At 65.9% G+C, this 25,800-nt stretch carries 21 protein-coding genes; 11 read left to right on the top strand and 10 right to left on the bottom strand.

Annotation, left to right across the window (positions count from 1 at the left end; all coding sequences use genetic code 11):
* Positions 1–20: 20 nt before the first annotated feature.
* From BTE28158_RS22925 to BTE28158_RS22915, 3 genes are all read right to left on the bottom strand, one after another.
* A complete protein-coding gene (locus tag BTE28158_RS22925; protein ID WP_059604723.1) occupies positions 21–950 on the bottom strand; it encodes a dihydrodipicolinate synthase family protein in 930 nt (309 codons plus the stop codon).
* A 50-nt stretch (positions 951–1,000) separates the two neighbouring features.
* Complete coding sequence (locus BTE28158_RS22920; protein ID WP_151049204.1) at positions 1,001–2,359, bottom strand: MFS transporter; 1,359 nt, start codon at positions 2,357–2,359, stop codon at positions 1,001–1,003.
* A gap of 184 nt (positions 2,360–2,543) precedes the next feature.
* The gene (locus tag BTE28158_RS22915) at positions 2,544–4,295 is read right to left on the bottom strand and encodes an IlvD/Edd family dehydratase (RefSeq protein ID WP_059604718.1); all 1,752 of its coding nucleotides are present in this window, start codon (positions 4,293–4,295) and stop codon (positions 2,544–2,546) included.
* Positions 4,296–4,409: 114 nt separating this feature from the next.
* Between BTE28158_RS22915 and BTE28158_RS22910 the strand changes: the two genes are divergently transcribed.
* On the top strand, positions 4,410–5,360 hold the full coding sequence (locus BTE28158_RS22910) for a LysR family transcriptional regulator (protein ID WP_059604715.1): 951 nt from the start codon (positions 4,410–4,412) through the stop codon (positions 5,358–5,360).
* A 117-nt stretch (positions 5,361–5,477) separates the two neighbouring features.
* Here the strand turns inward: BTE28158_RS22910 and BTE28158_RS22905 are convergent, their stop codons facing one another.
* Complete coding sequence (locus BTE28158_RS22905; RefSeq protein ID WP_124901771.1) at positions 5,478–5,954, bottom strand: OsmC family protein; 477 nt, start codon at positions 5,952–5,954, stop codon at positions 5,478–5,480.
* A gap of 135 nt (positions 5,955–6,089) precedes the next feature.
* Here BTE28158_RS22905 and BTE28158_RS22900 point away from each other — a divergent pair, with 135 nt between their 5' ends.
* The gene (locus tag BTE28158_RS22900; protein ID WP_151049206.1) at positions 6,090–6,731 is read left to right on the top strand and encodes a GntR family transcriptional regulator; all 642 of its coding nucleotides are present in this window, start codon (positions 6,090–6,092) and stop codon (positions 6,729–6,731) included.
* Positions 6,732–6,836: 105 nt separating this feature from the next.
* Here the strand turns inward: BTE28158_RS22900 and BTE28158_RS22895 are convergent, their stop codons facing one another.
* Entirely contained in the window at positions 6,837–7,871 is a 1,035-nt protein-coding gene (locus tag BTE28158_RS22895) for a LacI family DNA-binding transcriptional regulator (RefSeq protein WP_151049209.1), read from the bottom strand.
* Between the two features lie 190 nt (positions 7,872–8,061).
* Here BTE28158_RS22895 and BTE28158_RS22890 point away from each other — a divergent pair, with 190 nt between their 5' ends.
* The 5 genes from BTE28158_RS22890 to BTE28158_RS22870 all read left to right on the top strand — a co-directional run bounded on the left by BTE28158_RS22890 (position 8,062) and on the right by BTE28158_RS22870 (position 14,402).
* Positions 8,062–9,210, top strand: coding sequence for an ABC transporter ATP-binding protein (locus tag BTE28158_RS22890; RefSeq protein WP_151049211.1), 1,149 nt, complete (start codon positions 8,062–8,064; stop codon positions 9,208–9,210).
* Positions 9,211–9,219: 9 nt separating this feature from the next.
* Complete coding sequence (locus BTE28158_RS22885) at positions 9,220–11,211, top strand: beta-galactosidase (protein ID WP_151049213.1); 1,992 nt, start codon at positions 9,220–9,222, stop codon at positions 11,209–11,211.
* A gap of 63 nt (positions 11,212–11,274) precedes the next feature.
* Positions 11,275–12,534: an ABC transporter substrate-binding protein gene (locus BTE28158_RS22880; RefSeq protein WP_059604697.1), complete on the top strand. Its 1,260-nt coding sequence runs from the start codon at positions 11,275–11,277 to the stop codon at positions 12,532–12,534.
* 54 nt (positions 12,535–12,588) lie between these two features.
* A complete protein-coding gene (locus BTE28158_RS22875) occupies positions 12,589–13,533 on the top strand; it encodes a carbohydrate ABC transporter permease (protein ID WP_151049215.1) in 945 nt (314 codons plus the stop codon).
* Between the two features lie 17 nt (positions 13,534–13,550).
* Positions 13,551–14,402: a carbohydrate ABC transporter permease gene (locus tag BTE28158_RS22870; protein ID WP_059604691.1), complete on the top strand. Its 852-nt coding sequence runs from the start codon at positions 13,551–13,553 to the stop codon at positions 14,400–14,402.
* 322 nt (positions 14,403–14,724) lie between these two features.
* Here BTE28158_RS22870 and BTE28158_RS22865 read toward each other — a convergent pair whose 3' ends face one another.
* The 3 genes from BTE28158_RS22865 to BTE28158_RS22855 form a co-directional block, all read right to left on the bottom strand.
* On the bottom strand, positions 14,725–15,798 hold the full coding sequence (locus BTE28158_RS22865) for a porin (RefSeq protein WP_151049217.1): 1,074 nt from the start codon (positions 15,796–15,798) through the stop codon (positions 14,725–14,727).
* Between the two features lie 187 nt (positions 15,799–15,985).
* Positions 15,986–17,428, bottom strand: coding sequence for an MFS transporter (locus BTE28158_RS22860; protein ID WP_151049219.1), 1,443 nt, complete (start codon positions 17,426–17,428; stop codon positions 15,986–15,988).
* Positions 17,429–17,665: 237 nt separating this feature from the next.
* Positions 17,666–18,589 (bottom strand): dihydrodipicolinate synthase family protein, encoded by a 924-nt coding sequence (locus tag BTE28158_RS22855; protein ID WP_151049221.1) that lies wholly within the window; start codon positions 18,587–18,589, stop codon positions 17,666–17,668.
* A gap of 180 nt (positions 18,590–18,769) precedes the next feature.
* On the opposite strand from BTE28158_RS22855, the gene BTE28158_RS22850 reads away from it, so the two are divergent.
* Both BTE28158_RS22850 and BTE28158_RS22845 read left to right on the top strand, forming a co-directional pair.
* Positions 18,770–19,714, top strand: coding sequence for a LysR family transcriptional regulator (locus tag BTE28158_RS22850; RefSeq protein WP_151049223.1), 945 nt, complete (start codon positions 18,770–18,772; stop codon positions 19,712–19,714).
* A 233-nt stretch (positions 19,715–19,947) separates the two neighbouring features.
* Positions 19,948–20,109, top strand: coding sequence for a hypothetical protein (locus BTE28158_RS22845; protein ID WP_244108024.1), 162 nt, complete (start codon positions 19,948–19,950; stop codon positions 20,107–20,109).
* A gap of 407 nt (positions 20,110–20,516) precedes the next feature.
* Here the strand turns inward: BTE28158_RS22845 and BTE28158_RS22840 are convergent, their stop codons facing one another.
* Entirely contained in the window at positions 20,517–21,995 is a 1,479-nt protein-coding gene (locus BTE28158_RS22840; RefSeq protein ID WP_151049225.1) for a nitronate monooxygenase, read from the bottom strand.
* A gap of 196 nt (positions 21,996–22,191) precedes the next feature.
* Complete coding sequence (gene glcC / locus BTE28158_RS22835; protein WP_059604673.1) at positions 22,192–22,962, bottom strand: transcriptional regulator GlcC; 771 nt, start codon at positions 22,960–22,962, stop codon at positions 22,192–22,194.
* Between the two features lie 232 nt (positions 22,963–23,194).
* Between glcC and glcD the strand changes: the two genes are divergently transcribed.
* Together glcD and glcE are read left to right on the top strand one after the other, a co-directional pair.
* A complete protein-coding gene (gene glcD, locus BTE28158_RS22830) occupies positions 23,195–24,694 on the top strand; it encodes a glycolate oxidase subunit GlcD (protein ID WP_151049226.1) in 1,500 nt (499 codons plus the stop codon).
* On the top strand, positions 24,694–25,776 hold the full coding sequence (gene glcE / locus BTE28158_RS22825; RefSeq protein WP_174920097.1) for a glycolate oxidase subunit GlcE: 1,083 nt from the start codon (positions 24,694–24,696) through the stop codon (positions 25,774–25,776). Before glcD ends, glcE begins: the two co-directional genes overlap by 1 nt.
* The last annotated feature ends 24 nt before the right edge of the window (positions 25,777–25,800 follow it).

Genomic DNA, 25,800 nt, shown 5'->3' with positions numbered 1-25,800 from the left:
GTTTCTCCTTCGCCATTCGCTCAGCGCGCCCAGCGCAGCACGAGCGGATCGAGCCGGCGTGCGATCGCGATCAGCTCCGCACGCGTGTCAGGGTGCAGTTCCGGCATCGGATGCCGCGGCCGCTCGCACGCGATCACTCCGCCTTCGCGCATCAGCGCCTTCGCGGTCAGGATCCCGGACTGGCGGTTCTCGTGATTGATCAGCGGCAGCCACGCCTGGTAGCGCGCGAACGCATCGTCGTGTCGCCCTTCGCGGAACGCTTCGAGGATCGGCCGGATGCCGTCCGGAAACCCGCCGCCCGTCATTGCGCCGGTCGCGCCCGCATGCAGGTCGGCGAGCAGCGTGATCGCTTCCTCGCCGTCCCACGGCCCTTCGATCGCGTCGCCGCCGAGCCGGATCAGCTCGCGCAGCTTGTTCGCCGCACCGGGCGTCTCGATCTTGAAGTACGCGACCTGCTCGATCTCGCGCGCCATCCGCGCAAGGAACGGCGCGGACAGCGCGGTGCCGCTCGCGGGCGCGTCCTGGATCATGATCGGGATGTCGATCGCATCCGACACGCGCGCATAGAAATCGAAGATCTGCGCTTCGGGCACGCGGAACGTCGCGCCGTGGTACGGCGGCATCGCCATCACCATCGCCGCGCCGAGCTGCTGTGCGCGCAGGCTGCGCGCCGCGCAGACCTGCGTGCTGTAATGCGATGTCGTGACGATCACCGGCACGCGGCCGGCGACGTGCTCGAGGATCGTGCGCGTGAGCACGTCGCGCTCGTCGTCGGTGACCGCGAATTGCTCGGAGAAGTTCGCGAGAATGCACAGGCCGTCCGAGCCGGCGTCGATCATGAAATCGACCGCGCGCTTCTGGCTCGCGAGGTCGAGCTCGCCGGTGTCGGTAAACGTCGTCGGGACGACGGGGAAGATGCCGCGATAGCGCGGTGTGCTGCTCGATGTCATGGTTCGGTCCTGCGTCAGTCGAAACGGCGTTCAGCCGGAAAACAATGCGTTCAGGATTCGCCGGCGAACGCGCCCGCGGCCGGCTCGGGCGTGCGCAGCGCGGCGCGGACCACGAACGTCATCAGCACCGCGAACAGCAGCGTGGCCGCGAGAAAATACAGGCCGGCCGCGAGGCTGCCGGTCGATGCCTTGATCAGCCCGATCCCGTAAGGTCCGAAGTAGCCGCCGAGATTCGCGAGCGAATTGATCGCCGCGATACCGACCGCCGCGCTCGTGCCGGTCAGGAATTCGCCGGGCAGCGCCCACACGACGGCCTGGATCGAATAGAGCGAGAACGCGGTCAGGCAGATGAACATGAACTGCAGCGCCGGTTGCCGCACCCACGCGCTCGCGGCCATCGTCACCGCGGCGGCGGCCGACACGACGACGATGTGCCAGTAGCGCTCGCGCTTGCGATCCGAATGGCGCGGCACGACGAGCAGGCCGACCACCGCGAACAGGTACGGCACCGCGGACAGCAGCCCGGTCGCCGCATCGCCGGTGCCGAATGCGTGGATGATCGTCGGCAGCCACAGCGAAAGCCCGTAGATGCACAGCGGAAACGGCAGGAACAGCGCGGCGAGCAGCAGCACGCGGCGGTCGCGCAATGCGGCGAGCGGATTGCCGTGCGAATCGGGGCGATACGTGTCGCGGTCGGCGGCGAGCTGCCGTGCGATCCAGCGGCGTTCGTCGTCGTCCAGCCAGCGCGCATGCGCGGGCGACTCCGGAAGCAGCCGCAGCGTGGGCCATGCGAGCAGCACGGCCGGCAGGCCGCTCACGACGAACAGCGTCTGCCAGTCCGACAGGCCGAACAGCCCGTGCGTGGACAGCAGCCAGCCGGCGAGCGGGCCCGTCACGATGCCGGCGAGCGGCTGCGCGAGCACGAGCAGGCCGATCACGCGGGCACGGTCGCGCATCGGGAACCATTGCGTGAGGAAGTACAGGATGCCGGGATAGAGGCCGGCTTCGGCAGCACCAAGCAGAAAGCGCAGCACGTAGAAGCTGGTCGGCCCCTGCACGAGCGCCATCGCCATCGTGATCACGCCCCACGTCGCGAGGATGCGCGCGAACCACACGCGCGCGCCGAAGCGTCCGAGCGCGAGGTTGCTCGGCACCTCGCACAGGAAGTAGCCGATGAAGAACAGGCCGGCACCGAGTCCGTACGCGGCATCGCCGAGGCCGATCGCCGCGTTCATGTGCAGCTTCGCGAAGCCGACGACGGTACGGTCGACGTAGGCGACCACGTAAATCAGCGCGAGGAACGGCACCAGCTTGCGCGTGAGCAGCCGCGTCAGTTGCCGTTCGTCGACGGCTGCCGGCGAATCGGACTGTTCCGCCGCGATGTGCGCGGGCGTGTACTGCGTCGTCATCTTGTCTCCTGTCGGTCTGCGTTAGCGCTCTGGCGCTTGCGTACGTCCCATGCATCGCGGTCGGTCTGCGTTTGCGCCTTAGCCCTTACGCTGCGCCTTCCTGAGCGCTCGACCACATCCAGCGCATCACCCTGCTTCCCTCAGGCCCCGCCGCCGCCCTTGTCGATTTGCACCTGCCCGCCGCTCAATGCGAATGGCTCGGCACGTCCGCGCCGCGCGTACCGACCAGGAAGTCGAGGTCGCACCCCTCGTCGGCCTGCAGCACGTGATCGATATACAGCCGTGCGTAACCGCCCTTGCCGAGCTGCCCGGCCACGCCCGGTGCCGCGGTCGGATCGACGTCCGACAGGCGGCGCTGCAGTTCGTCATCCGTAATATCCAGGTGCAGCGTGCCGGCTTCGCAATCTAGCTCGATCCAGTCGCCGTTGCGCACGGCGGCGAGCGGCCCGCCGGCAGCCGCTTCCGGCGCCACGTGCAGCACGACCGTGCCATACGCGGTGCCGCTCATCCGCGCATCCGAGATCCGCACCATGTCCTTCACGCCCTGGCGCAGCAGCTTCGGCGGCAGCCCCATGTTGCCGACCTCGGCCATCCCCGGATACCCGCGCGGTCCGCAGTTCTTCAGCACCATCACCGAGCTCGCATCGATGTCGAGCGCTTCGTCGTTGATCGTCGCCTTGTAGTGCTCGAGGTTCTCGAACACCACCGCGCGGCCGCGATGCTTCAGCAGCTCGGGGCTCGCCGCCGACGGCTTCAGCACCGCACCGCGCGGCGCGAGATTGCCGCGCAGGATGCAGATTCCGCCGTCTGCGATCAGCGGCCGGTCGAGCGGGCGGATCACTTCGTCGTCGTAGTTCGGCGCTTCGCGCACGTTGTCCCACAGCGACTTGCCGTTGACCGTCAGCGCGTCCGGATGCGGCAGCAGCCCGCCTTCGCCGAGCCGGCGCAGCACGGCCGGCAGCCCGCCCGCGTAATAGAACTCCTCCATCAGGAAGCGTCCCGACGGCATCAGGTCGACGATCGTCGGCGTGCCGCGGCCGATGCGCATCCAGTCTTCCAGTTCCAGCGGCACGCCGATGCGGCCCGCGATCGCCTTCAGGTGGATCACCGCGTTGGTCGAGCCGCCGATCGCCGCGTTCGCGCGGATCGCGTTCTCGAACGCGGCGCGCGTCAGCACCTTCGACAGCACGAGCCCTTCGAGGGCCATCTCGACGATGCGAATGCCGGACATGTGCGCGAGCACGTAGCGGCGCGAATCGACGGCCGGAATCGCCGCGTTGTGCGGCAGCGCGACGCCGAGCGCCTCGGCCATGCACGCCATCGTCGACGCGGTGCCCATCGTGTTGCAGGTGCCGGCCGAGCGCGACATGCCGGCTTCGGCCGACAGGAAGTGATGCAGGTCGATCTCGCCGGCCTTCAGCGCTTCATGCAGCTGCCACACGGCCGTGCCCGAGCCGATGTTCTTGCCTTCGAGCTTGCCGTTCAGCATCGGGCCGCCCGATACGACGATCGCCGGCACGTCGCAGCTCGCCGCGCCCATCAGCAGCGCCGGTGTCGTCTTGTCGCAGCCGGCGAGCAGCACGACTGCGTCGATCGGGTTGCCGCGGATCGCTTCCTCGACGTCCATCGAGGCAAGATTGCGCGTGAGCATCGCGGACGGCCGCAGGTTCGATTCGCCGTTCGAGAACACCGGGAACTCGACCGGGAAGCCACCGGCTTCCGAGATCCCGCGCTTCACGTGCTCGGCGAGCTTGCGAAAGTGTGCGTTGCACGGCGTCAGTTCGGACCACGTGTTGCAGATGCCGATGATCGGCCGGCCGTCGAATTCGTGATCGGGAATGCCCTGGTTCTTCATCCAGCTCCGGTACATGAAGCCGTTCTTGTCGTTCGTGCCGAACCATTGGGTGGAGCGCAGCCTGGGTTTTGTTGCCGACATCGTCAGTCCTGTGGTGACGGGATACCGGCGCAGTCTAGGCAGAATTTTGATAACTCGCTAATGACGTTTTAGGCGATTACGATATCGATTCCGATATCGATATAAACCCGTACGATGACCGAAGCCAGCCCGTGGGGAAACCGCAATCGCCTGAAGACGCGCCAGTTGCTGCTGGTCGTCGCGCTCGCCGACGAAGGCAGCATTCACCGCGCGGCGGCCGCGCTGAACATGACGCAGCCGGCCGCGTCGAAGCTGCTGCGCGAGCTCGAGGAGTCGATCGGCGCCGTGCTGTTCGAGCGGCTGCCGCGCGGGATGCGGCCGACGCTGTACGGCGACGCGCTGATCCGCCACGCGCGCGCGGCGCTCGGCAGCCTCGACCAGGCGCGCGAGGAACTGGCCGCGCTGAAGGCCGGCCATCTCGGGCACGTGGCGGTGGGCGCGATCACGTCGCCGGGATTGCGGCTCGTGCCGCCAGCCGTCGCAGCCGTGAAGGGGACGCATGCGAACGTGCGGGTGTCCGTCGCGATCGACACGAGCAACGCGCTGCTCGAACACCTCGCGCAGGACAAGCTCGACATCGTGCTCGGCCGGCTGTCCGCCGAACACGACAAGCTGCACCTGCGCTACGAGCCGCTGACCGGCGAGCCGGTCGCTGCGGTGGTGCGGCCCGGCCATCCGCTGCTCGCGCAGGCGCCGCTGTCGCTCGCCGACGTGCAGCGCGCCGCGTGGGTGATGCCGCCGGCCGGCAGCGTGCTGCGCCATCGGTTCGAGCTCGTGTTCCAGCGCGCGAGCCTCGCGCCGCCGGCGAACGTCGTCGAGACGGCCGCGCTGCTGTTCATCACGCAATTGATCGAGCAGAGCGACATGATCGCGGTGCTCGCGGAGGATGTCGCGCGGTACTACGCGCGACACGGGATCGTCACGGTGCTGCCGCTGGAGATGGACTGCCGGATGGACGATTTCGGAATCATCACGCGCACCGACCGGCTGCATTCGCCGGCCGTCGAGGTGATGGCCGACGCGATTCGGGTGGCTGCGCGGGAGGTTTACGGCGTCGCGCTGTGACGCGGCGACGGGGTGTGTGGCCCGCCCGCGTTGACTTCTTCGAGCACGAAGTGCTGCGCCATGCGGTCATTGCTTGAGTCGTAGAAAAGCTTCATCGTGCTTTCCATCGCCAACGCGTCACGCGGCTGCAAACTCGATCACCGGTTCGCAGCGGATCGGGAAGTTGACCGAATTCGCGATATAGCACTTCGCGTGCGCATCGTGATGCAGGTGTTCCGCCCGCTCGCGATCGTCACCGGCCTGGATGGTCACGTGCGGGCGCAGCACGATTTCGGTGAAGCGCCCCTGCTCGGGGCTATCGAGCATCGTCCCTTCCGCGTTGTCGACATACGCGAGCACGCGGATGCCGGCCTCGGCGCACAGATGCAGATACCAGAGCTTGTGGCACGCCGATGCCGACGCCAGCAGCAGGTCTTCCGGGTTCCAGCGCGACGCGTCGCCGCGGAAGGCTGCATCCGACGAACCGGGAATGTCGGGCTTCGAACCGGCGCGGATCACATGATCGCGGCCATACTCGCGATACCCCGACGTGCCGGTGCCGCGGTTGCCCGTCCACTGCACTGCAACTCGATACTTGTGTTCGCCAGACGCCATCTCGCTCTCCAGTGATGTCGGTTGTTTGGACCAGGCCCGATTTCATTTCATGAAGCCCGCCAATGGCCGCCATTTTGGCACCGGAATTCCATTTGGTATACCATTATTCCAAAATGAAATGAGGAACACGCAGGCATGGAAGCCAAACTCGACTCCACGGCGGACGCGGTGGCCGCATCGCTGCGGGACATGATCGTCAACGGCGAGCTGGAAGCCGGCGAACGGCTCGTCGAACGCGACCTGGCCGACCGGTTCGGCATCAGCCGGATTCCGATGCGCGAGGCCATCCAGCGTCTGGAACGCGAAGGATTGCTGGATATCTTCAGGAATCGCGGCGCCGTCGTGCGCATGCTGAGCCCGTCGGACGTGCAGGAAATCTACGATCTGCGCGCGCTGCTCGAAGGCGATGCGATCTACCGGAGCGTAAAACGGCTCGACGACGAGACGCTCGCGCGCGCCGAACTCGTTCATCGCCTGCTCGGCGACGCGACCGTGCCGCGCCGGCAGGGAGAACTGAACCGCGAATTCCACGCGTTGCTGTATTCGTGCTGCGGCAACGCGCGGCAGTTGAAGTCGATCGGGGAGCTGCGCAGCCAGGTCGAACGCTACGAGCGCTTGCAGACCACGCTGCTCGCGGATACGCCGTCGTTCCAGGTCGAGCACGAGGAGATCCTGCAGGCGTGCCGCGCGCGCAATGCGCGCGCCGCCCGTTCGATGACGGTCGCGCACCTCGAATCGGCCAGAAGCATCGTGATGCGGCTCGTCGAAGGCGGTTGAGGCCGGCGCCGCGTCTGCCGTGTTCCACACCGCACGCGGCTGCGCGCCGGGCCGCGCCGGTTGCGGCGGGAACCTCGAAGTGCTCCACGCCGCCCCGCGCGACATCTACCGCGTCGCGCTCTCACTCGATACACGGCCTGTCGTACCGCGCACCACCAGCCGCGGGGCCGACGCCGTTCGCACGCGCGACGCATCGTCGATCTGCCCGCCCGCCTCGCGCAATGCATTGAGCAGCTCGACCGCGAGCCCCGCCGCCTCGCCAGTCGGGATCGCGACCGTCGTCAACGTAGGCCGCGTATCGCTCGCCAGATGAATATCGGTAATGCCGACGATCGACAGGTCGTCGGGCACGCGCCTGCCGCGATCGGCCGCTGCGTGCAGCGCGCCGATCGCGGGGAGATCGTTGGTCGCGACCAGCGCGGTCAGCCCGGGATGCACGTCCAGCAACTGCCCCGCCGCGTGCACGCCGCCTTCGATCGAATCGTGCCCGGCGCCGACGCGTGACGCGTCCAGCCCGGCTTCGCGCATCACATCGACGAAGCCGTCGTAGCGCGCGGCCTGCACGCCGTTTGCCGACCCGCCGACGATCACGCCGATCTCGCGATGCCCGAGTTCGACCAGATGCCGCGTCGCGATCCGCCCCGCCTCGCGGAAATCCACCGCGACGCACGGCAACCCTTCCGGCGGCGCATCGGGCCGCTCCCACAGACACAGCACGACCGGCACGCCGCGCCGCGCAACATCGGCGAGATCCGGCAGGTGCAGGTTCGCGTTCGTCACGAGGATGCCTTCGGAGATCGTACCGGCGATCTGGTCGAGATACGCGCGCCCCTGCAGCGGGTCTTCATTCGTATTGCAGACGATCAGGAACTGCCCGTTGCGGCGCACCGCGCGCTCGACCGCGAGCGCGAACTCCGGATAAAACGGGTTCGCGATGCTCGACACCATCAGCGCGACCGTCGGCGCGCGCCCTTCCGCCAGCGCCCGCGCGGCCAAATGCGGCCGGTAGCCGAGCGCCTGCACCGCTTCGAGCACCCGCGCGCGGGTCTCATCGCCAACCCGGCCGCGATTGCGCAGCACGTTCGACACCGTCGCGGCCGTCACGCCGGCGCGGCGGGCCACTTCATCGAGTGTCGCCATCCATTGCTCACTATATGAGACGTTGATCCAGTATTTGCTTCGCTCATCGAAGCGGCGCATCATCGCCGCACACCTTGCCGCCCCCGTAACGGGCGCGACTCGGCCGCGATCGCTATCGGCTCTTTTTTTGATCGCGATGATTAAGCGCTTAAGCATCGATGAAAGCGCATTAAAACATGGAGCGGAGACAATGGCGAGCATCTCGATGCGGCGCGTGCAGAAAGCCTATGGCGAGCACGCGCCGGTCATTCGCGACGTCGATCTGGAGATCGGCGCGCACGAGTTCTGCGTGTTCCTCGGTCCGTCTGGCTGCGGCAAGTCGACCCTGCTGCGGATGATCGCGGGCCTCGAGGACCTGAGCGACGGCGAGCTCTCGATCGACGGCCGCCGCGTCGACGACGTGCCGGCCGCCGAACGCGGCGTCGCGATGGTGTTCCAGAGCTACGCGCTGTTTCCGCACATGACGGTCTACGAGAACATGGCATTCGGGCTGAAGCTCGCGCGCGTGCCGAAGACCGAGATCGACCGGAAGGTGCGCGACGCCGCGCGGATCCTGCAGCTCGATACGCTGCTCGAGCGCAAGCCGAAGGCGCTGTCGGGCGGGCAGCGGCAGCGCGTCGCGATCGGCCGTGCAATCGTGCGCGAGCCCGGCGTGTTCCTGTTCGACGAGCCGCTGTCGAACCTCGACGCGGCGCTGCGCGGTCAGACCCGCGTCGAGATCGCGAAACTGCACCGGCAGTTCGAGCACGCGAGCGTCGTGTACGTGACGCACGACCAGACCGAAGCGATGACGCTCGCCGACAAGATCGTGCTGCTGCATGCCGGCGCGGACACCGCGCGGCACGGCAGCATCGCCCAGGTCGGCGCGCCGCTCGAGCTCTATCACCATCCGGTGAGCCGCTTCGTCGCCGGCTTCATCGGCTCGCCGCGAATGAACTTCCTGCCGGCCGTCGTCGCCGCATGCGACGCGCGGCGCACGACCGTCACCGTCGTGCCGTCCGGCGAAACCTTCACGCTGCCGCGCGACGGCGCCGCGCTCGCGCCCGGTGCCGCCGTCACGCTCGGCATCCGCCCCGAACATCTGACGCTCGGCGCCGCGCTCGACGCGACGACGCTCGCGCGCGACGTCGTGCTCGTCGAACGTCTCGGCGAGCAGACCTACGTGCACCTCGATCAGCCCGGCGGCACGCCGCTGATCGCGAAAGTGCCCGGCGACGCGGCCGTGCGCAGCGGCGAGCGCGTGCACGCGCATGCGCCGGCCGCGGCCTGCCATCTCTTCACCGAAGACGGCCGCGCGGTGCCCGCGTGCGCCGAACTTCCCGTCCACCACTACGCATAAGGATCGGGCATGCGCCTCGGAGTCTGTTACTACCCGGAACACTGGCCGGAATCGATGTGGGACGGCGACGCCCGCCGGATGAAGGCACTCGGCATCGCGCAGGTGCGGATCGCCGAATTCGCGTGGAGCCGCATCGAGCCGTCGCCCGGCGAATTCGACTGGGGCTGGCTCGATCGCGCGGTCGACGTGCTCGGCGCGGCCGGGCTCGAGATCGTGATGTGCACGCCCACCGCGACGCCGCCGAAGTGGCTCGTCGACCGTCATCCCGAGATCCTCGCGATCGGCGCGGACGGCCTGCCGCGCAAGTTCGGCTCGCGCCGCCATTACGACTTCTCGTCGCCGACCTATCTGGAAGCGTCGCGCCGGATCTGCACCGCGGTGGCCGAACGCTACGGCCGCCATCCGGCCGTGCGCTACTGGCAGACCGACAACGAACTCGGCTGCCACCAGACGGTCGTCAGCTACTCGCCGGCCGCGCTCCTGCGCTTCCGCGAATGGCTGAAGGCGCGCTACGGGACGATCGACGCGCTGAACCGCGCGTGGGGCACCGTGTTCTGGAGCATGGAGTATCGCCACTTCGACGAAGTCGACGCGCCGGTCGGCACCGTGACCGAAGCGCATCCGTCGCACCGCCTCGACTACCGGCGCTTCGCGTCGGACGAAGTCGCACGCTATCACCGGATGCAGGTCGACGTGATCCGCGCGCATTCGCCGGGCCGCGCCGTCGCGCACAACTTCATGCAGCTCTTCACCGAGTTCGACCACTACGAAGTCGCGCGCGACCTCGACGTCGCGACGTGGGACAGCTACCCGCTCGGCGCGCTCGAGGAGCAATGGTTCGCGCCCGACGTGAAGGCGCGCTGGCTGCGCACCGGCCACCCGGATTTCGCGTCGTTCAATCACGACCTCTATCGCGGCATGTCGAAGCTGCCGTTCTGGGTGATGGAGCAGCAACCGGGGCCCGTGAACTGGGCGCATTGGAACCCCGCGCCGCTGCCGGGCATGGTGCGCCTGTGGAGCTGGGAGGCGTTCGCGCACGGCGCCGGCTGCGTGTCGTACTTCCGCTGGCGCCAGGCGCCGTTCGCGCAGGAGCAGATGCACGCGGGCCTGCACACGCCCGACGACAAGCTCGACGAAGGCGGCCGCGAGGCGCAACGGGTCGCGCATGAAATCGCCGCGGTGCTCGGCGCCGGCGCGGATGCCGATGCGAACGGGGCCGTGCGTGCGCCCGTCGCGCTCGTGTTCGACTACGAAGCGAAGTGGCTGCTCGAAGTGCAGCCGCAAGGCGCCGATTTCCACTACCCGCGTTTCGCATTCGAGTACTACTCGGCGCTGCGCTCGCTCGGCCTCGATGTCGACATCGTGTCGGCACACGCCCCGCTCGACGGCTACCGGCTTGTCGTCGTGCCGCCGCTGCCGATCGTGCCGGACGACTTCGCGGCGCGGCTCGCCGCGTCGGGCGCGCACGCGGTGTTCGGCCCGCGCACCGGTTCGAAGACCATCGACCTGCAGATTCCGCCGACGCTGCCGCCCGGCCCGCTCGCCTCGATCCTGCCAATGCGCGTATGGCGCGTCGAATCGCTGCGGCCGAACGTGACCGAGCGGATCGACGGCACGCTGCGCGACGGCTCGCCGCTCGCTGGCGAGGCACGCCACTGGCGTGACTTCGTCGAGCTTCACGACGACGCACGCAGCGTCGTGCGTGCGCGCTTCGCCGACGGCCATCCGGCCTGCGTGTCGCACGGCACGCTGCACTACTGGGCCGCGCTGTTCGACGATGCGACCACCGTCCGGCTGTTCGCCGATGTCGCGGCCGAAGCCGGCCTGACACCGACGCCGCTCGGCGACGGCGTGCGCGTGAGCCGGCGCGGCGGCCTGACCTACGTTTTCAACTATGGCGACGCGCCGCACACGATCGACGCGGTGCCGCCGTCCGCGTTCGTGCTCGGCACGGCGCACGTTGGGCCGCAGGACGTGGCCGCGTATCGAAGCCGTTCGTAACAACCGTCACCGGCGTCACGATGCGCCGGTGACGCACAACGACACCCAGAACAGGAGACACGTATGACACATCGCCCCCTTCGCGTCGCCACCCGGCTCGCCACGGCCGCCGCTGTCGCACTGGCATCGCTCGGCACGACGGCGCCCGCCGATGCCGGCACGCTGACGATCAACATCGCGTTCAAGGGCGCCAGCCAGCGTGCGGTCTGGCAGTCGACGCTCGAGGCGTTCCACAAGGCCCATCCTGACATCGAGGTGAAGCCCACCTTCGTCGACGAGGAAGCGTACAAGGTGCAGCTTCCCGCGTGGCTCACGACCGTCGCACCCGACGTCGTGAACTGGCACGCGGGCGAGCGGATGGCGTACTACGCGAAGCGCGGGCTGTTCGAGGACCTGAGCGGCGACTGGGCGAAGAACGGCTGGGGCGCGATGTACGCGTCGACGCGCGACGCATCGTCGTACAACGGCAAGCAGTACGCGGCGCCGACCGTCTATTACTCGTGGGGGCTGTTCTACCGCAAGGACCTGTTCCGCAAGGTCGGCATCGCCGACGAGCCGAAGACGTGGGACCAGTTTCTCGATGCGTGCAAGAAGCTGAAGGCGGCCGGCATCACGCCGATCGCGGTCGGCGGCCGCGACGCATGGACCCTCGCCGGCTGGTTCGACTATCTCGACCTGCGCCTGAACGGCAATGCGTTCCACCAGCAGTTGATGGCCGGCGACGTGCCGTACACCGACCCGCGCGTGAAGAAGGTCTACACGACGTGGAAATCGCTGATCGATTCGGGTTATTTCATCGACAACGCGCTGTCCTACGATCTCGACGGCGCGCAGCCGTTCCTGTTCCAGGGCAAGGCCGCGATGATGCTGATGGGCACCTTCATCGCCGCGGGCTTTCCGCCGAACGTGAAGCAGGAAATGGGCTATTACCGCTTCCCGATCATCGACCCGAAGGTGCCGACCGCCGAGGATGGCCCGGTCGAATCGCTGCACATCCCGACCAAGGCGAAGAACAAGGCCGACGCGCACACGTTCCTCGCGTTCGTCGAAACGCCTGAAATGGGCGCGAAGCTCGCGGAAGGGCTCGGCTCGCTGTCGGCCAACAGCAAGTCGCCGGAGCCGGCCGATCCGATCTCGCGGATCGGCTTCCGGATCCTCGCCGACACGCGGGGCGGCGTCGCGCAGTTCTACGACCGCGACATGACGAAGGAAATGGCCGACGAAGGGATGAAGGGGATGCAGCAGTTCCTTGCCAATCCCGCGCAGCTCGATACCGTGCTCGCGCAGCTCGAGCAGACCCGCAAGCGGATCTACAAGAAGTAACCGCGTGACCCCTGCGGCGGCACAGTGCCGCCGCGTCCGCCCAGGAGGCTTGCCGTGTCCAGTCCGATCACGTCCAGACCCGTCGAAACGCCTGCCGCGCCGCCGGCCGGCAGGTCGCCCGCCGCACTGCGCGCGCGCCGGCCGTCGCCAACCGCGCGGCGGCAACGGCGCGCCGCGTGGTTCTTTCTGGCGCCCGCGTGCGCAATGGTTGCCGTCTATGTGGTCTGGCCGATCCTGTCCACGCTGTGGCTGAGCCTCTGCAACTGGGACGGGATGACCGAGCGCACGTTCGTTGGTCTCGCGAACTACGCCGAGCTGCTGCACGCGCCGACGTTCTACACCGCGCTGCGCAACAACGTGATCTGGCTCGCGCTGTTCATGCTCGCGCCGCCGCTCGGCCTCGCGCTCGCGCTGTACCTGAACCAGGCGGTCGCCGGCATCCGGCTCGTGAAGTCGCTGTTCTTCGCACCGTTCGTGTTGTCCGGCGTGGTCGTCGGCCTGATCTTCTCGTGGTTCTACGATCCGACCTTCGGGCTGCTCGCGCTGATCGCCGGACACGGCATCCCGGTGCTCGGCGATGCGCGCTATGCGACGTTCGGCATCGTGTTCGCCGCGCTGTGGCCGCAAACCGCGTACTGCATGATCCTGTACCTCACCGGCCTCACGTCGGTGAACCCGGAGCAGATCGAAGCCGCGCGGATGGAAGGCGCGCGCGGCTTCGCGCTGTTGTGGCACGTGGTGCTGCCGCAGTTGCGGCCGACCACGTTCATGGCGATCGTCGTCACGGTGATCGGCGCGTTGCGCAGCTTCGACCTGATCTCGGTGATGACGAGCGGCGGCCCGTTCGAGAGCTCGACCGTGCTCGCGTATTACATGTACGACCAGGCGATCAAGTACTACCGGCTCGGCTATTCCGCGTCGATCGCGGTCGTGCTGTTCGCGATCATGCTCGTCTACATCGTGTTCCAGTTGCGCCGCATGCTGCGCAACGAGCAATAACCTGACCGGTGGCCATCATGTTTCCGACTCCCGTTGCTCAATGGAAGCCTGTCTCGCGCAGGCTGTACAAGTTGTCGCTGCCCGTTGCGCTGCTGATCTGGCTGCTGCCGATGATCGCGGTGTTCGTCACGTCGGTGCGCTCGACCGAGGAACTGGTCGAAGGTCACTACTGGGGCTGGCCGCGGCACTTCTCGATGATCGAGAACTATCGCGACGCGCTGACCACGTCGCCGATGCTGCATTACTTCTGGAACAGCGTGCAGATCACGGTGCCGTCGGTGCTCGGGTCGATCGCGCTTGCCGCGATGGCCGGGTTCGCGCTGGCGACTTACCGGTTTCGCGGGAATACCGCGTTGTTCGGGACGTTCGTCGCGGGGAATTTCGTGCCCGTGCAGGTGTTGATGATTCCCGTGCGTGATTTGTCGCTCAGGCTTGGAGTATTCAATACGGTCGAGGCGTTGATTCTCTTTCACGTCGCGTTTCAGACGGGGTTCTGCACGCTGTTTCTGCGGAATTTCATCAAGCAGTTGCCGTTCGAGCTGATCGAGGCGGCACGGATCGAAGGGGCCGGCGAGTGGACGGTGTTCTGGCGGATCGTGTTGCCGTTGATCCGGCCGGCGTTGGCCGCGCTTGCGATTCTCGTGTTCACGTTCGTGTGGAACGATTACTTCTGGGCGCTGTGTCTCACGCAAGGCGACGAGGCCGCGCCGATCACGGCGGGGGTCGCGGCGCTGAAGGGGCAATGGACGACGTCGTGGAACCTTGTCTCGGCCGGGTCGATTCTCGCTGCGTTGCCGTCGGTCGCGATGTTCTTCGCGATGCAGAAGCATTTCGTCGCGGGGCTGACGTTCGGGGCGACCAAAGGGTGAACGCGCCCTGACCGCCGATCGCGGATTCGGATCTCCCCCTCTTCATCGAGAGGATTGCCCGCTTCGGCGGGCTTTTTTATGGTTCTTCGTGGATTTCCGTGGACGTCGCTTGCCGACCCGGAGTTGCCGTTCAGGCTCACGTAATGAAAACGGCCGCTTTCGAGAGTACAAGCGGCATTGGCCGGCAGAGTTGGTGCGCACCAAGCACACCGCATCCCAGAGCAGGCTCATCAAAGCGGCTCTCTCCTCCCGAACGTCTCACGGACCGGGTGGAATGGTGCGCTGAGTCCAATCTTGCGGGTAATGCAGACTGGGTTCGGAGTTAGAACGTATGACGAACGCCGACCGCAAACGTATTGCCGGTGGGACGGGCGCTCAGCTTGTCGTAAGTGTAAATCGCGTAAATGTCCGTCCGTTTGGAGAGCAGGTGGTCGTAACCGAGAGAGGCGGTGTTGCGAAAGCTGTTGGTCGCATGAGTAGGTCCGGACCGTTGCGTACGTGCCCACTCTGCAAGCAGGAAGTCGGCCGGTGAGAAAGGGATCGACAACCCTGCTTCGTACGTGTGGCTGCCTGTCGGCGTACTCACGTCACTTGTCATCGCCCAGGCCCCGTAGAGCGTCACGAGCTTGAAGTCGTAGGCTGCACCCGCGAGATATGCGTACTGCGCGCCGAGCGGCCCTGCTGCGGTATACCGCACGCGCTGGCCGGACAGCACGGCCGTGAGACCGTGCCCTTGATAAGTCAAGTGAACCCCGAGGTTACCGATGCCAGGCGAACCCGCAACGCCGCCAAGGCCGTAGATGACTGTCGCGCCGAAACCCTTGAAGTTTGGGGTCGTGTATTTGGCGGTGTTATTCCACACCGTGTCGCCGATGATCGTGCCGCCATAATTGGCCACGAACGTCTGGACGACGAGCGGTGAAAAGACGACTGATGATCCGAATGGATTGACGAGGGATTCTGCTGTATAGGTCGGGTTCCGCTGCCGCCCGAAGGTCACCTGGCCGAAATCCCCGTTAAAGCCCACGTAGGCATTGCGCGACCAGAACGGGTCTGTCGCGTTGCGGCCCTGCGCGCCGTTTTGCGGCTGGAAAAAGCTCTCAAGGGCAAAGATGGCGCTGAGGCCGCCGCCGAGGTCTTCCTTGCCGCGGACGCCCCAGAACGAAGTGGTCAGTCCTCCGCTCCCCATCAGTACCGCAGACTGAGGCGTGTCGCTACGTTTGACACTCCCGACGTAGGTACCAACGAGCCCATAAAGCTGGACCTGCGAGCCGCTATCTGCGTGTGCATCGTCAGGCGTCAATGCCAGAGCTGAACCGAAAATTGCCGTCATCCCAAGCGTACCTACAACTTTCCGCGCACGAAGCCGGACCTTGACCCGATTTGTCTTTTCCATTTCGGTTGTCTCCATTCATATTCTTGTGAACGACTTCTTCTTGTGGCATCCCGTAGTAGTACTGATGGATAGCCTTTGAAGCAATGACGCTTCTTGCTAGCATGTCGCTGAAGCTAACGGTGTGACGAGTGAGGGGGCTCCTTCCCCTGAGTCATCCCAGGAGAAGGAGCCGTCATGATGCAAGTGGTTACGGGGAAATCTCTTCGAGCGCGCGATTGGTCGTCTCCACCATTCGTGTGGCGACGAAGAAGCCCACAACACTGACCACGGCAAACATGATGAATACCGCAGCGATGCCTTTCCCGGTCAATACGACGCCGACGATCGCGGGCGCGGCAGCAGAAGCGGCTCGCAGCCAGGACGTTGCGAGACCAGTACCGATCGCACGCATGCGGGTCGGATAGATTTCAGGGGTGTACAGGTACAGAAGTACAGTCGTGGTCGCCATCACAGCGTAGGCCGACGAACCCAGGAACATCACGGACCATGCGCTGCCTGCGCCATGAATGCCCAGAGTGGCGAGCAGGATTCCACTGACGATGAAGCAGGCCATGGCCCAGCGGCGGCGCCCTACCCGATCAATCAGCAACGCGCAAGCAAGCACCCCGCATGTGCTCAGGACGTTCGAGATGGACGCCATATGAAGCGACTCTTGCAGCGACAGATGGTAGACCGTCTTGTAGAGGCTTGGCAGCCAGTTGTTGATGCCATTGGCCACGAAATAGGAACTCGCCCAAAGTAACCACACGACGATGGTGCGTCCTCGGTAAAACGGCGAGAAGAGTTCTTTCCAAGTTCCTTTCTGCCTGGACTGGAGACCGTTCAGCAGGCCCACCACGCGCTCGTCGACCTCGGCCTTCTGCGTCTGCGTATCAAGGTTGCGCTTCGTCGTGCTTGACTCTAGCCGCTCGATGATGCGTTCAGCTTTATCGAAACGACCACGTGATATGAGCCACCGCGGCGATTCCGGAAGGCGTGCGATCAGGATCGCTACGACGATGCCAGGAATCCCCCCGATCAGGAACATATATTCCCAACCGAAGGTGGGGACAATGAACGCACCGAGCTGCGCTGCCGCGAGCAGACCCAACGGGAAAATGAGTTCGTACAGAATGAAGAAACGCCCCCGGCCATGCGCTTGAGACAGCTCGTTGATGTACGTGGCGGCCACGGGCACTTCTCCTCCCACGCCGATGCCCTGCAGGAAGCGCATCAGAAACAGCATATGGAAGCTGCCGGCGAAGGCGCATACCACGCTCATGGCTGACATGACGCCCACAGTGATTGTGGCGCTCGGCACACGCCCCAAGCGCTCGGCAAGCCAACCGAAGACCAACGCGCCTACGACCTGGCCAAGATAGCCGGAGGCGATCAGCACGCCGATCTGGCCCGGAGAAAGATGCCAAAGCCCCAGCAGTACAGGCAGGACAAAAGCAAGCGAAAGTGCGTCGAATGCGTCAAAGAGCGTCGCGCTGCCCATGACGATACGTGCTTTGGTGTGCCACTTGCAGAACGGCACGTTTTCGATGCGGAACAGCAGGTTCGCAGCACGCAGTTGCTCGCTCACGGGACGCGTTTCGCTCAGGGATTGACCAGGGCCGACGCCGTAGGCGGTCGAAGGGGTATTCATGCTGTCTCCTGAATAGCTGCATTTTATGGGCCTTCGGTTTTCTTCTTGTTTTGAAGCACCGTTCGCGTTCCTTTCGTGTTTTTTCGCGAAGTCGGTGCTTTTTGCGGTCGTTTCCCGATCCTGTTATGGCGACGAGCGAAATGAGTCTCGCGGGTCGCTGTTGGTGCTCAGCGCTGATAGCGAAGCGGGGCGGCGCTTCGCTAGCGTCATAACGGCTATGAATGCGCCGCGCCTGCGTCAGTCAACGAGGCCTGCCGAACGAAGCGCGTCTGCGATTTCAACGTCCGCGCCTTCTGCGAGCGGCAGCAACGGCGAACGCACCGTGGCGTGCTCGAGGATGCCGCGCGCCACGAGACCGTGCTTGAGTGCCACGGTGCCTTCCATGTGCGAGCCACGGTGGTACACGTTGCGCGTCACCGGCAACAGGCGATCATGGATCGCGCGCGCGGCCTGATAGTCTTTCGCCTTGCCTGCCTTGATCAGTTCGATGAGCGGCTCGGGAGCCAGTCCGCCGTAGCCGACGAGCGCGCCGTCGACGTCGAACATCGTGTGGAGCAGATACTCGTCGTGGCAGGTCAGGATTTGCAGGTCCGGGCGCTCGCGGCGGATGATGGGGATCTCAACGTCCCAGCGACGCATATTGCGCACGCCGTTTTTCATCGCAAAGACGCCCGGTTGTGCGGCGATTTCCAGCTGCGTTTCGAGGTTGTAGGTCGCCTTGGTGGCATCCGGGTACTGGAACAGGATGAGCGGCAGGCCGCTGCCTTCGTAGATCGCACGGTAGCGGTCTTGCGGTGCACCCTTCTGGTAGCCGAAGCGCAGCCAGCCGTGCGACGGATACACCAGACCGGCCGACGCGCCCGCCTCGACAGCGCGCTTCGCTTCGTCCACGGCGACTTGCGTACCTTCGAGCGTGATACCGGCGATGACCGGGATCTTGCCATCGACGGACTTCACGAAGCTTTCAATGACTTGGGCCTGTTCTTTCTGCGTCATGAACGTGCCTTCGCCAGCGTGGCCGAGCACCGTCAGACCTTTAACGCCTTCGATGCTGCCGAGCCAGGAACCCAGTCGTTGAATTGCTGCGTGGTCCACCGCTCCATCGCGGGTGAAGGGGGTAACGGGTGCCGGGACCAAACCGCGCAGATCGATCGCTTTCATAACGTCTCCAAATGTGAGCTTTTCCACTCCTCTTTCCGAGAGGAGAGCCCGCTGCTCGTTTCGCATCAAGCTGGAACAACGGTGCATGCGTTGCAGTGTAGGGATGACCGATTTATGCGGGAACTGCCTAATCGCACATTTCAGCTATACTTATTTGACATATCTTATTGAGGCTTGGCAGTGGACTACGCGGCTTGGAAGCTGTTTATCGACGCGGCGGAACTCGGCAGCTTGAGCAAGGCGGCCGTGGCATACGGGACCAGCCAGCCGCATATCAGTCGTCAGATCGTCGAGCTTGAGCAGTACTGCGGCGGTCGTTTGTTTCAACGCACAGGGCGCGGCGTGGTGTTGACCGATTTGGGAGCGCGGATTGCGCCGCGCGTCAGGACGTGGCTTGCCAGCACGGAGCAGTTGTCCAACGACATCCGCAGTTCGGCGAGTGAGCCAATCGGCGTGGTCAGACTCGGAATCTTGCCGTCCACCGCTCATCCGCTGGTCAGCACCTTGTACCATCGTCTTCGAGAGCGCTTTCCCTTGGTGCAGTTGCAGGTGCGAGAGGGCCAAGGGGCGGTGTTGGATACGTGGTTGGAAAACGGAAGTGTTGACCTTGCGATCCTTTTCCGAAATAGCCCGACGCCGAAAAACGGGGACGAGTATCTGGTCGAGGCGGCGACCTACCTGGTCGGCGCGGAAGGCGATCCTTTGACCAAAGACTCCACGGTTGCTTTTTCCAGGCTCGACGGAATTCCCCTCGTCTTTTTCTGTCGCCCCAATAGCTGGCGCGATCGGCTCGAACAAATCGCGGGGGAACACCGGGTCTGCCTGAATTTCGCGGCAGAAGCCGACTCGTTGAGTCTGCAGGGACACATCGTGGCAGACGGCGGCATCTACGCATTGCTCGGACCTTACGCGATTGCCAATCTTGAAAAGGAATGTCGGTTGCAGGCGTCAATGGTGGTTGAGCCGACCGTGTCGCGCTTCATTGCGCTGGCCATGTCGCCCCACGGCGAACTGACGCTGGCGTGCCGCACGGTGATGCAGCTCACCAAGGAGATCGCGCGGTCGCGCAACCTTTCTTCGGACCTTCGGCTGGGCGTGTCTGCTGCCTTCCTGCGCTCCATTTGAGGACTGTCAGGCGCGAGAATTGTGCGCTTCGCAATGTACTGTTGTTAGAATACGGGTAAATACTTAGATTTTGGCGCATATACTTTGACGCTTCTAGCAGTACTTCAGATGAACCGACGCCAAAAAAATAGGTATGTGATGAAACAGATTTTCGTGGCGGCTGCACTTGCCTTGCTTGCCTCATTTCCGTTGCTTCGTTCGCCCAGACTGTCGCGCCGCTCACGCGCGCACAAGTGCGTGCCGAACTCACCAACCTTGAACGCGCCGGCTACAACCCCATCCCTGACGATGTAGAGTACCCGGCGCGGCTGCAGAAGGCTGAAGCCCGATTGCAAGCGGAACAAATGGCCTCGCAGCGCCAGGCTGCGAATCAGTCCGGCACGCAGCAACGCTAATTCGGCTCGCCGAAAGCCAGCCTAATCTCTGCGGGCAGCCGGACCCTGCCGGTCAGACAGATCTTTTCGAGCCTTAATGACGCTTAGCGGAGACCAGTCGCCGTTCGAATGTCATGGGACGGCAGTCGCGACAGTCCCTTGGTGGCCGAACACCGACGTTCCTCCCCGGCGTTCCCCGAAATTCCGCGATGAACCTTTTTTATGCGCAATTGCCGCCGAGGTAAAAGAGAAGCTCGGCGGCTTCGGTATGACGAAGCAATGACTGAGATCCCGGAAGGCGCATTTGACTGAGAACCCTCGAATAGCGTCATCCCGCCTGAAACGAGGGAAAAACGTCGTTGACGCCAGCATCGCTTGCCCACAGCGGCGCGCGTCAGAGCGACGCGGGCCGATTCATTGCCCCTCCCCTACACGCTCCCCGCCCCCTTCTCCCTCAACCGCGCATCCACCGCGCCGATATTCTTCTCGTGCGCGACCAGCATCAACGACAGCGCGTGATGAATATCCGGATCGGCCAGCGTCGGCAGCAGCGTCTGCAGTTTGCGCACGACCCAGCGTTGCCCGCGGTTCAGAAACGCCATCCGCTCGGCCAGATCATCGATCGCCATCGCCTTTTCATAGAATGAACCGGTCGCACGCGTCGGCATTGCACCGAGCGTCCGAATCGCGTCGACCAGCACGCTGCACCAGTGCGCCTCGTCCTGCCGAATATGCGCGATCAGCCGGTGGAGTTCGGCATCCTCAGTAACCGCTGCCGCAGTCTCGGATGCAACGCGCGCCCCCGCCCGCTCCGCCTCCAGCAATTCATCGAGCGCCGTGAGCAACGCCGCACGCGCCTCATCCACCTCAACAGCCGATGAAGCCGCGCTTGTCTCGACGATCGCCGCCGCATCGCACACGATCCGGTGCAGCACCTCGCCGGCCGACTCGATCGCTCGAATTCGCCCGGCCCCCGTGCCCGCATACAACGCCATCGCCTCGAAATCACCGGTCATCGTACGCAACGGCGAGTCGGTGCTGAACAGATAAATGGGCCGCCCTTCCTCGTCGCCGATCACCACGCGCGCATCACTGAACGGATCACCGCGCTCGCCACGCGTGACACTCGACGGCAGCACGCGCACCCGCGCGCCGCGCGGCCAGTTGATGTGAAAGATATCGGTCAACAGCGTGTCGCCTTCACGCGCATCGACGATCCGCTGCTGGTGATACGCATGCGCGAACGATTCGTGCGTCGCGATGAACGCCGTACCCATCACCGCCCCCTGCGCACCGAGCGCCATCGCGGCGGCCACGTCGGCGCCGTCGACGATCCCGCCCGCCGCGAGCACCGGCAACCGCGTCGCGCGAATCACTTCAGGCAACAACTCGGCCAACGGCCGATCACCACGCACGTGGCCGCCAGCCTCGCGCCCCTGAGCGATCAGCGCCTGCGCCCCGGCCGCCTCGGCCGCGCGCGCATCGTCGAGCGAGCCCACCTGATGAACCACCCGCACGCCCGCATCGCGCAGACGCTGCACGACGCCCGGCATCACATCCCAGAACAACGCAACCACGGGCACACGCAACTCGATACACGCATCGATCTGCGCATTGAGCAATTCGGTCGGCGTCGACGCGGGAATCAGGTTGACGCCGAATGGCCGCTCGGTGGCCGCGCGCACCCGTTCGACCTCGCGCCGGATCAGCGCGACCGGCTCGCGCACCATCCCGAGAAAACCGAACCCGCCGGCGGCGCTCACCGCACTCGCGAGTTCCGCTCGCGCGACGCCGCCCATGCCCGCGAGCACGATCGGCCATGCACAGCCGAGCAGGTCGCAGACGGGGCGATGCAGGATCTGGACGGCGCGGGCCTCCGGCCCGTCGCCACGCGTCGGAATCGACATGCAGCGTCCTCCTTCAAGGATTGGCGGCGCGTCACGGTCAACCGCGAAGGCGCGTGTCGCGCAAGGGCGAAACGGGTCGTGTCGGGCCACGCATCAAATGGGTCACATTGTGACATATTGATCCATGAGACCGCGCGACCAGCGCAATATGCCTGATGCACGTCACGGCGCCAGCGGCCACGCCGGTTCAAGCGGCTCAGGTCCATCCTTCGAGGCGCAGCGTCGAGCGCACGAGCCGCTGCTCCTCCGCTTCGATCTCGCGCAGATAATCGACGCACTGCCGGATATGCTCGCTTGCGGCCTTGCGCGCCTGGTCGGGCAACCGCCCGGTCACCGCGTTGTAGAGCCGCGCATGCTGCCGATCGATCTGCTTTTTCAGCGGCTCGCGGTGATAGAGATTGTTCACCGACGCGAACACGGAACTGAGCAGCAGATCCGTCAGCGACTGCAGCGTGTTGACGAGCACCGGATTGTGCGACGCCTCGCAGATCGCGAGATGGAACGCATGGTCGAGCTTCGCGCGCGCGGCCGGGTCGAGATCCTGCGCGTCGGCCGCGGTCATTTCCTCGTATCGGCGCTTGATCAGGATGAAGTCGGCGGGCGTGCCGCGCAGCGCGGCGAGCCGCGCGGCTTCGGTCTCGAGCATCCCGCGCACTTCGAACAGGTCGTACAGCGTGCGCGGCTGCGAGCCGAGCAGATGCATCATCGGCGAAACCTCGCGCTGCGGGGTCAGGCTCGCGACGAACGAGCCCTTGCCGTGCGTCGTGTCGATGATCCCGCGCGCGCGCAGCAGCTTCATCCCTTCGCGCACGGCCGTGCGCGACACGCCGAGCTTCTCGGTGAGCCGCCGCTCGGACGGCAGCGCCTGCCCGGCCTTGAGCACGCCGTCGACGATCAGTTGCTCGATCCGCTCGGCAACGACGTCGGCGACATTGCGCGCCGGCGCTTGTCGATCCTGCTTTTCCATACTGGTATGACCACTTTGGGCGAATGTCGTTGATTTTCTCACAATCCCTTGTTTGAATTGGGTTTTTCCCCTCGATCGATGCCCCTCGACAGGCACGTCTCGAAAAACTGGTATGACCACGCTGGCGACGTCTGGACATACCCCCTCCGCCCGCCAAGAATGCCGTCCATCCGGTGCGCCGCGCATGCCGCGGCCGCCTGCATGATGAAGAGGGTGGAGACGGAGACACACGATGAGTTTCACCTACGACGAACGGATCGACGGCCCGCTGGCGACCGTCGACCGCGACACACTCGTTGCCGCACTGCACGCGGCTGCGCCCGGCCTCGACGTGCTGCACGAGCGCGAGGCGCTCAAGCCGTTCGAATGCGACGGCCTCGCCGCATACCGCACGGTGCCGCTCGCGGTCGTGCTGCCCGACACGGTCGAGCAGGTGCGCGCGGTGCTGCGCGTCGCGGCCGCGCACAGCGTGCCGGTGGTCGCGCGGGGCGCGGGCACGGGCCTGTCGGGCGGCGCGATGCCGCTCGAAAAGGGCCTCCTGCTCGTCATGTCGAAGTTCAACAAGATTCTCGACATCGACCCCGATGCCGGCATCGCGCGCGTGCAGCCCGGCGTGCGCAACCTCGCGATCTCGCAAGCGGCCGCGCCGCACGGCCTCTACTACGCGCCCGATCCGTCGTCGCAGATCGCGTGCTCGATCGGCGGCAACGTCGCCGAAAACGCGGGCGGCGTGCATTGCCTCAAATACGGGCTGACGGTGCACAACATCCTGAAGGTCGAGATCCTGACGATCGACGGCGACACGCTCACGTTCGGCGCCGACGCGCTCGACGCCCCCGGCTTCGACCTGCTCGCGCTGTTCACCGGCTCGGAGGGGATGCTGGGCATCGTCACCGAGGTGACGGTCAAGCTGCTGCCGAAGCCGCCGAGCGTGAAGGTGTTGATGGCGAGCTTCGACGACGTCGCCGAAGCCGGTGCGGCGGTCGCGCGGATCATCGGCGCGGGCGTGATCCCCGGCGGGCTCGAGATGATGGACAACCTCGCGATCCGTGCGGCCGAAGACTTCATCCACGCGGGCTATCCGGTCGACGCGCAGGCGATCCTGCTGTGCGAACTCGACGGCGCGGCGACCGATGTCGACGAAGACGCCGAACGCGTCGCCGCGCTGCTGCGTGAGGCCGGCGCGTCGGAAATCCGCGTCGCGCGCGACGAAGCGGAGCGTCAGCGTTTCTGGGCCGGCCGCAAGAACGCGTTCCCGGCGGTCGGCCGCATGTCGCCCGACTACTACTGCATGGACGGCACGATCCCGCGCCGCGAACTGCCGCGCGTGCTCGAAGGGATCGCCGCGCTCTCGGCCGAATACGCGCTGCCGGTCGCGAACGTGTTCCATGCGGGCGACGGCAACATGCATCCGCTGATCCTGTTCGACGCGAACCGTCCCGGCGAGCTCGACCGCGCGGAGGCGCTCGGCGGCAAGATCCTGGAGCTGTGCGTCGCCGTGGGCGGCAGCATCACCGGCGAACACGGCGTCGGGCGCGAGAAGATCAACCAGATGTGCGTGCAGTTCAACGCCGACGAAATCACGTTCTTCCACGCGGTGAAGGCCGCGTTCGATCCGCGGCGCCTGCTCAATCCCGGCAAGAACATCCCGACGCTGCATCGCTGCGCGGAGTTCGGCGCGATGCACGTCCATCACGGCAAGCTGCCGTTTCCCGAACTGGAGCGCTTCTGATGCGACGCGAACGCGAACCCGAATCGATCGACGACAGCGCGGCGCTCGTCGCCCAGGTCGACGCCGCGATCCACGATCGCCAGCCGCTGCACATTCGCGGCGCGGGCACGAAGGCGTTCGTCGGCCGCGCCGTCGAAGGCCGCACGCTCGACGTGCGCACGCATCGCGGCATCGTCGCGTACGACCCGACCGAACTCGTCATCACCGCGCGCGCGGGCACGCCGCTCGCCGAACTCGACGCGATGCTCGACGCGGCGGGCCAGATGCTGCCGTGCGAGCCGCCGACGTTCGGCGGCGCGGCCACCGTCGGCGGGATGTTCGCGGCCGCGCTATCGGGGCCGCGCCGCCCGTGGGCCGGCGCGGTGCGCGACTTTGTGCTCGGCTGCCGCGTGATCACCGGCCACGCGAAACATCTGCGTTTCGGCGGCGAGGTGATGAAGAACGTCGCGGGCTACGACGTGTCGCGGCTGCTCGCGGGCAGCTTCGGCTGCCTCGGCGTCGTGACGGAGGTGTCGCTGAAGGTGCTGCCGAAGCCGCGCGCGACCGGCGATCTCGCGTTGCCGCTCACTGCGGGCGAAGCCGTGCAACGCGTCGCCGGGTGGCGGCGCGCGGGGCTGCCGCTCGCGGGCGCCTGCCACGCGGACGGCGTGCTGCGCGTGCGCCTCGAAGGCGGCGAGGGCTCGGTGAAGGCCGCGCGCGACACGATCGGCGGCGAGCGCATGGACGATCGCGACGACGGGTTCTGGGCGCGGCTGCGCGACCTGTCGCTGCCGTTCTTCGACGATCCCCGCCCGCTGTGGCGCGTGTCGGTGCCGGCCGCCGCGCCGCTCGACCCGCTCGCCGACGCGGTGCTCGTCGACTGGGGCGGCGCGCAGCGCTGGCTGAAAACCGACGCCGCACCGGCCGACGTGCAGCGGTTCGCCGCGCAGTGGGGCGGCCACGCGACCTGCTTCACGGCCGGCACGACGTCCGAGCCGTTCCAGCCGTTGCCGCCCGCGCTGCTGCGCGTGCATCGCCAGCTGAAGGCGCAGCTCGATCCGCATGCGATTTTCAATCCCGGCCGCCTGTACGCGGACGTCTGACGCCAACCCGACTTCGAACCGCCG

The organism is Burkholderia diffusa, from assembly GCF_902499115.1.
GTDB lineage: Bacteria > Pseudomonadota > Gammaproteobacteria > Burkholderiales > Burkholderiaceae > Burkholderia > Burkholderia diffusa.
Note: the sequence above shows the minus strand (reverse complement) of the source record. Positions and strands in the feature narration are given on the sequence as shown.

Excerpts from the sequence above, each read along its gene's own strand:
- glcE (WP_174920097.1), top strand. The coding sequence starts at position 24,694 with ATGCGACGCGAACGCGAACCCGAATCGATCGACGACAGCGCGGCGCTC.
- BTE28158_RS22840 (WP_151049225.1), bottom strand. The coding sequence starts at position 21,995 with ATGTCGATTCCGACGCGTGGCGACGGGCCGGAGGCCCGCGCCGTCCAG.
- BTE28158_RS22895 (WP_151049209.1), bottom strand. The coding sequence starts at position 7,871 with ATGGCGACACTCGATGAAGTGGCCCGCCGCGCCGGCGTGACGGCCGCG.
- BTE28158_RS22880 (WP_059604697.1), top strand. The coding sequence starts at position 11,275 with ATGACACATCGCCCCCTTCGCGTCGCCACCCGGCTCGCCACGGCCGCC.
- BTE28158_RS22855 (WP_151049221.1), bottom strand. The coding sequence starts at position 18,589 with ATGAAAGCGATCGATCTGCGCGGTTTGGTCCCGGCACCCGTTACCCCC.
- BTE28158_RS22870 (WP_059604691.1), top strand. The coding sequence starts at position 13,551 with ATGTTTCCGACTCCCGTTGCTCAATGGAAGCCTGTCTCGCGCAGGCTG.
- BTE28158_RS22890 (WP_151049211.1), top strand. The coding sequence starts at position 8,062 with ATGGCGAGCATCTCGATGCGGCGCGTGCAGAAAGCCTATGGCGAGCAC.
- glcC (WP_059604673.1), bottom strand. The coding sequence starts at position 22,962 with ATGGAAAAGCAGGATCGACAAGCGCCGGCGCGCAATGTCGCCGACGTC.
- BTE28158_RS22915 (WP_059604718.1), bottom strand. The coding sequence starts at position 4,295 with ATGTCGGCAACAAAACCCAGGCTGCGCTCCACCCAATGGTTCGGCACG.
- BTE28158_RS22860 (WP_151049219.1), bottom strand. The coding sequence starts at position 17,428 with ATGAATACCCCTTCGACCGCCTACGGCGTCGGCCCTGGTCAATCCCTG.
- BTE28158_RS22910 (WP_059604715.1), top strand. The coding sequence starts at position 4,410 with ATGACCGAAGCCAGCCCGTGGGGAAACCGCAATCGCCTGAAGACGCGC.
- BTE28158_RS22885 (WP_151049213.1), top strand. The coding sequence starts at position 9,220 with ATGCGCCTCGGAGTCTGTTACTACCCGGAACACTGGCCGGAATCGATG.
- BTE28158_RS22905 (WP_124901771.1), bottom strand. The coding sequence starts at position 5,954 with ATGGCGTCTGGCGAACACAAGTATCGAGTTGCAGTGCAGTGGACGGGC.
- BTE28158_RS22900 (WP_151049206.1), top strand. The coding sequence starts at position 6,090 with ATGGAAGCCAAACTCGACTCCACGGCGGACGCGGTGGCCGCATCGCTG.
- glcD (WP_151049226.1), top strand. The coding sequence starts at position 23,195 with ATGAGTTTCACCTACGACGAACGGATCGACGGCCCGCTGGCGACCGTC.
- BTE28158_RS22920 (WP_151049204.1), bottom strand. The coding sequence starts at position 2,359 with ATGACGACGCAGTACACGCCCGCGCACATCGCGGCGGAACAGTCCGAT.
- BTE28158_RS22865 (WP_151049217.1), bottom strand. The coding sequence starts at position 15,798 with ATGGAAAAGACAAATCGGGTCAAGGTCCGGCTTCGTGCGCGGAAAGTT.
- BTE28158_RS22925 (WP_059604723.1), bottom strand. The coding sequence starts at position 950 with ATGACATCGAGCAGCACACCGCGCTATCGCGGCATCTTCCCCGTCGTC.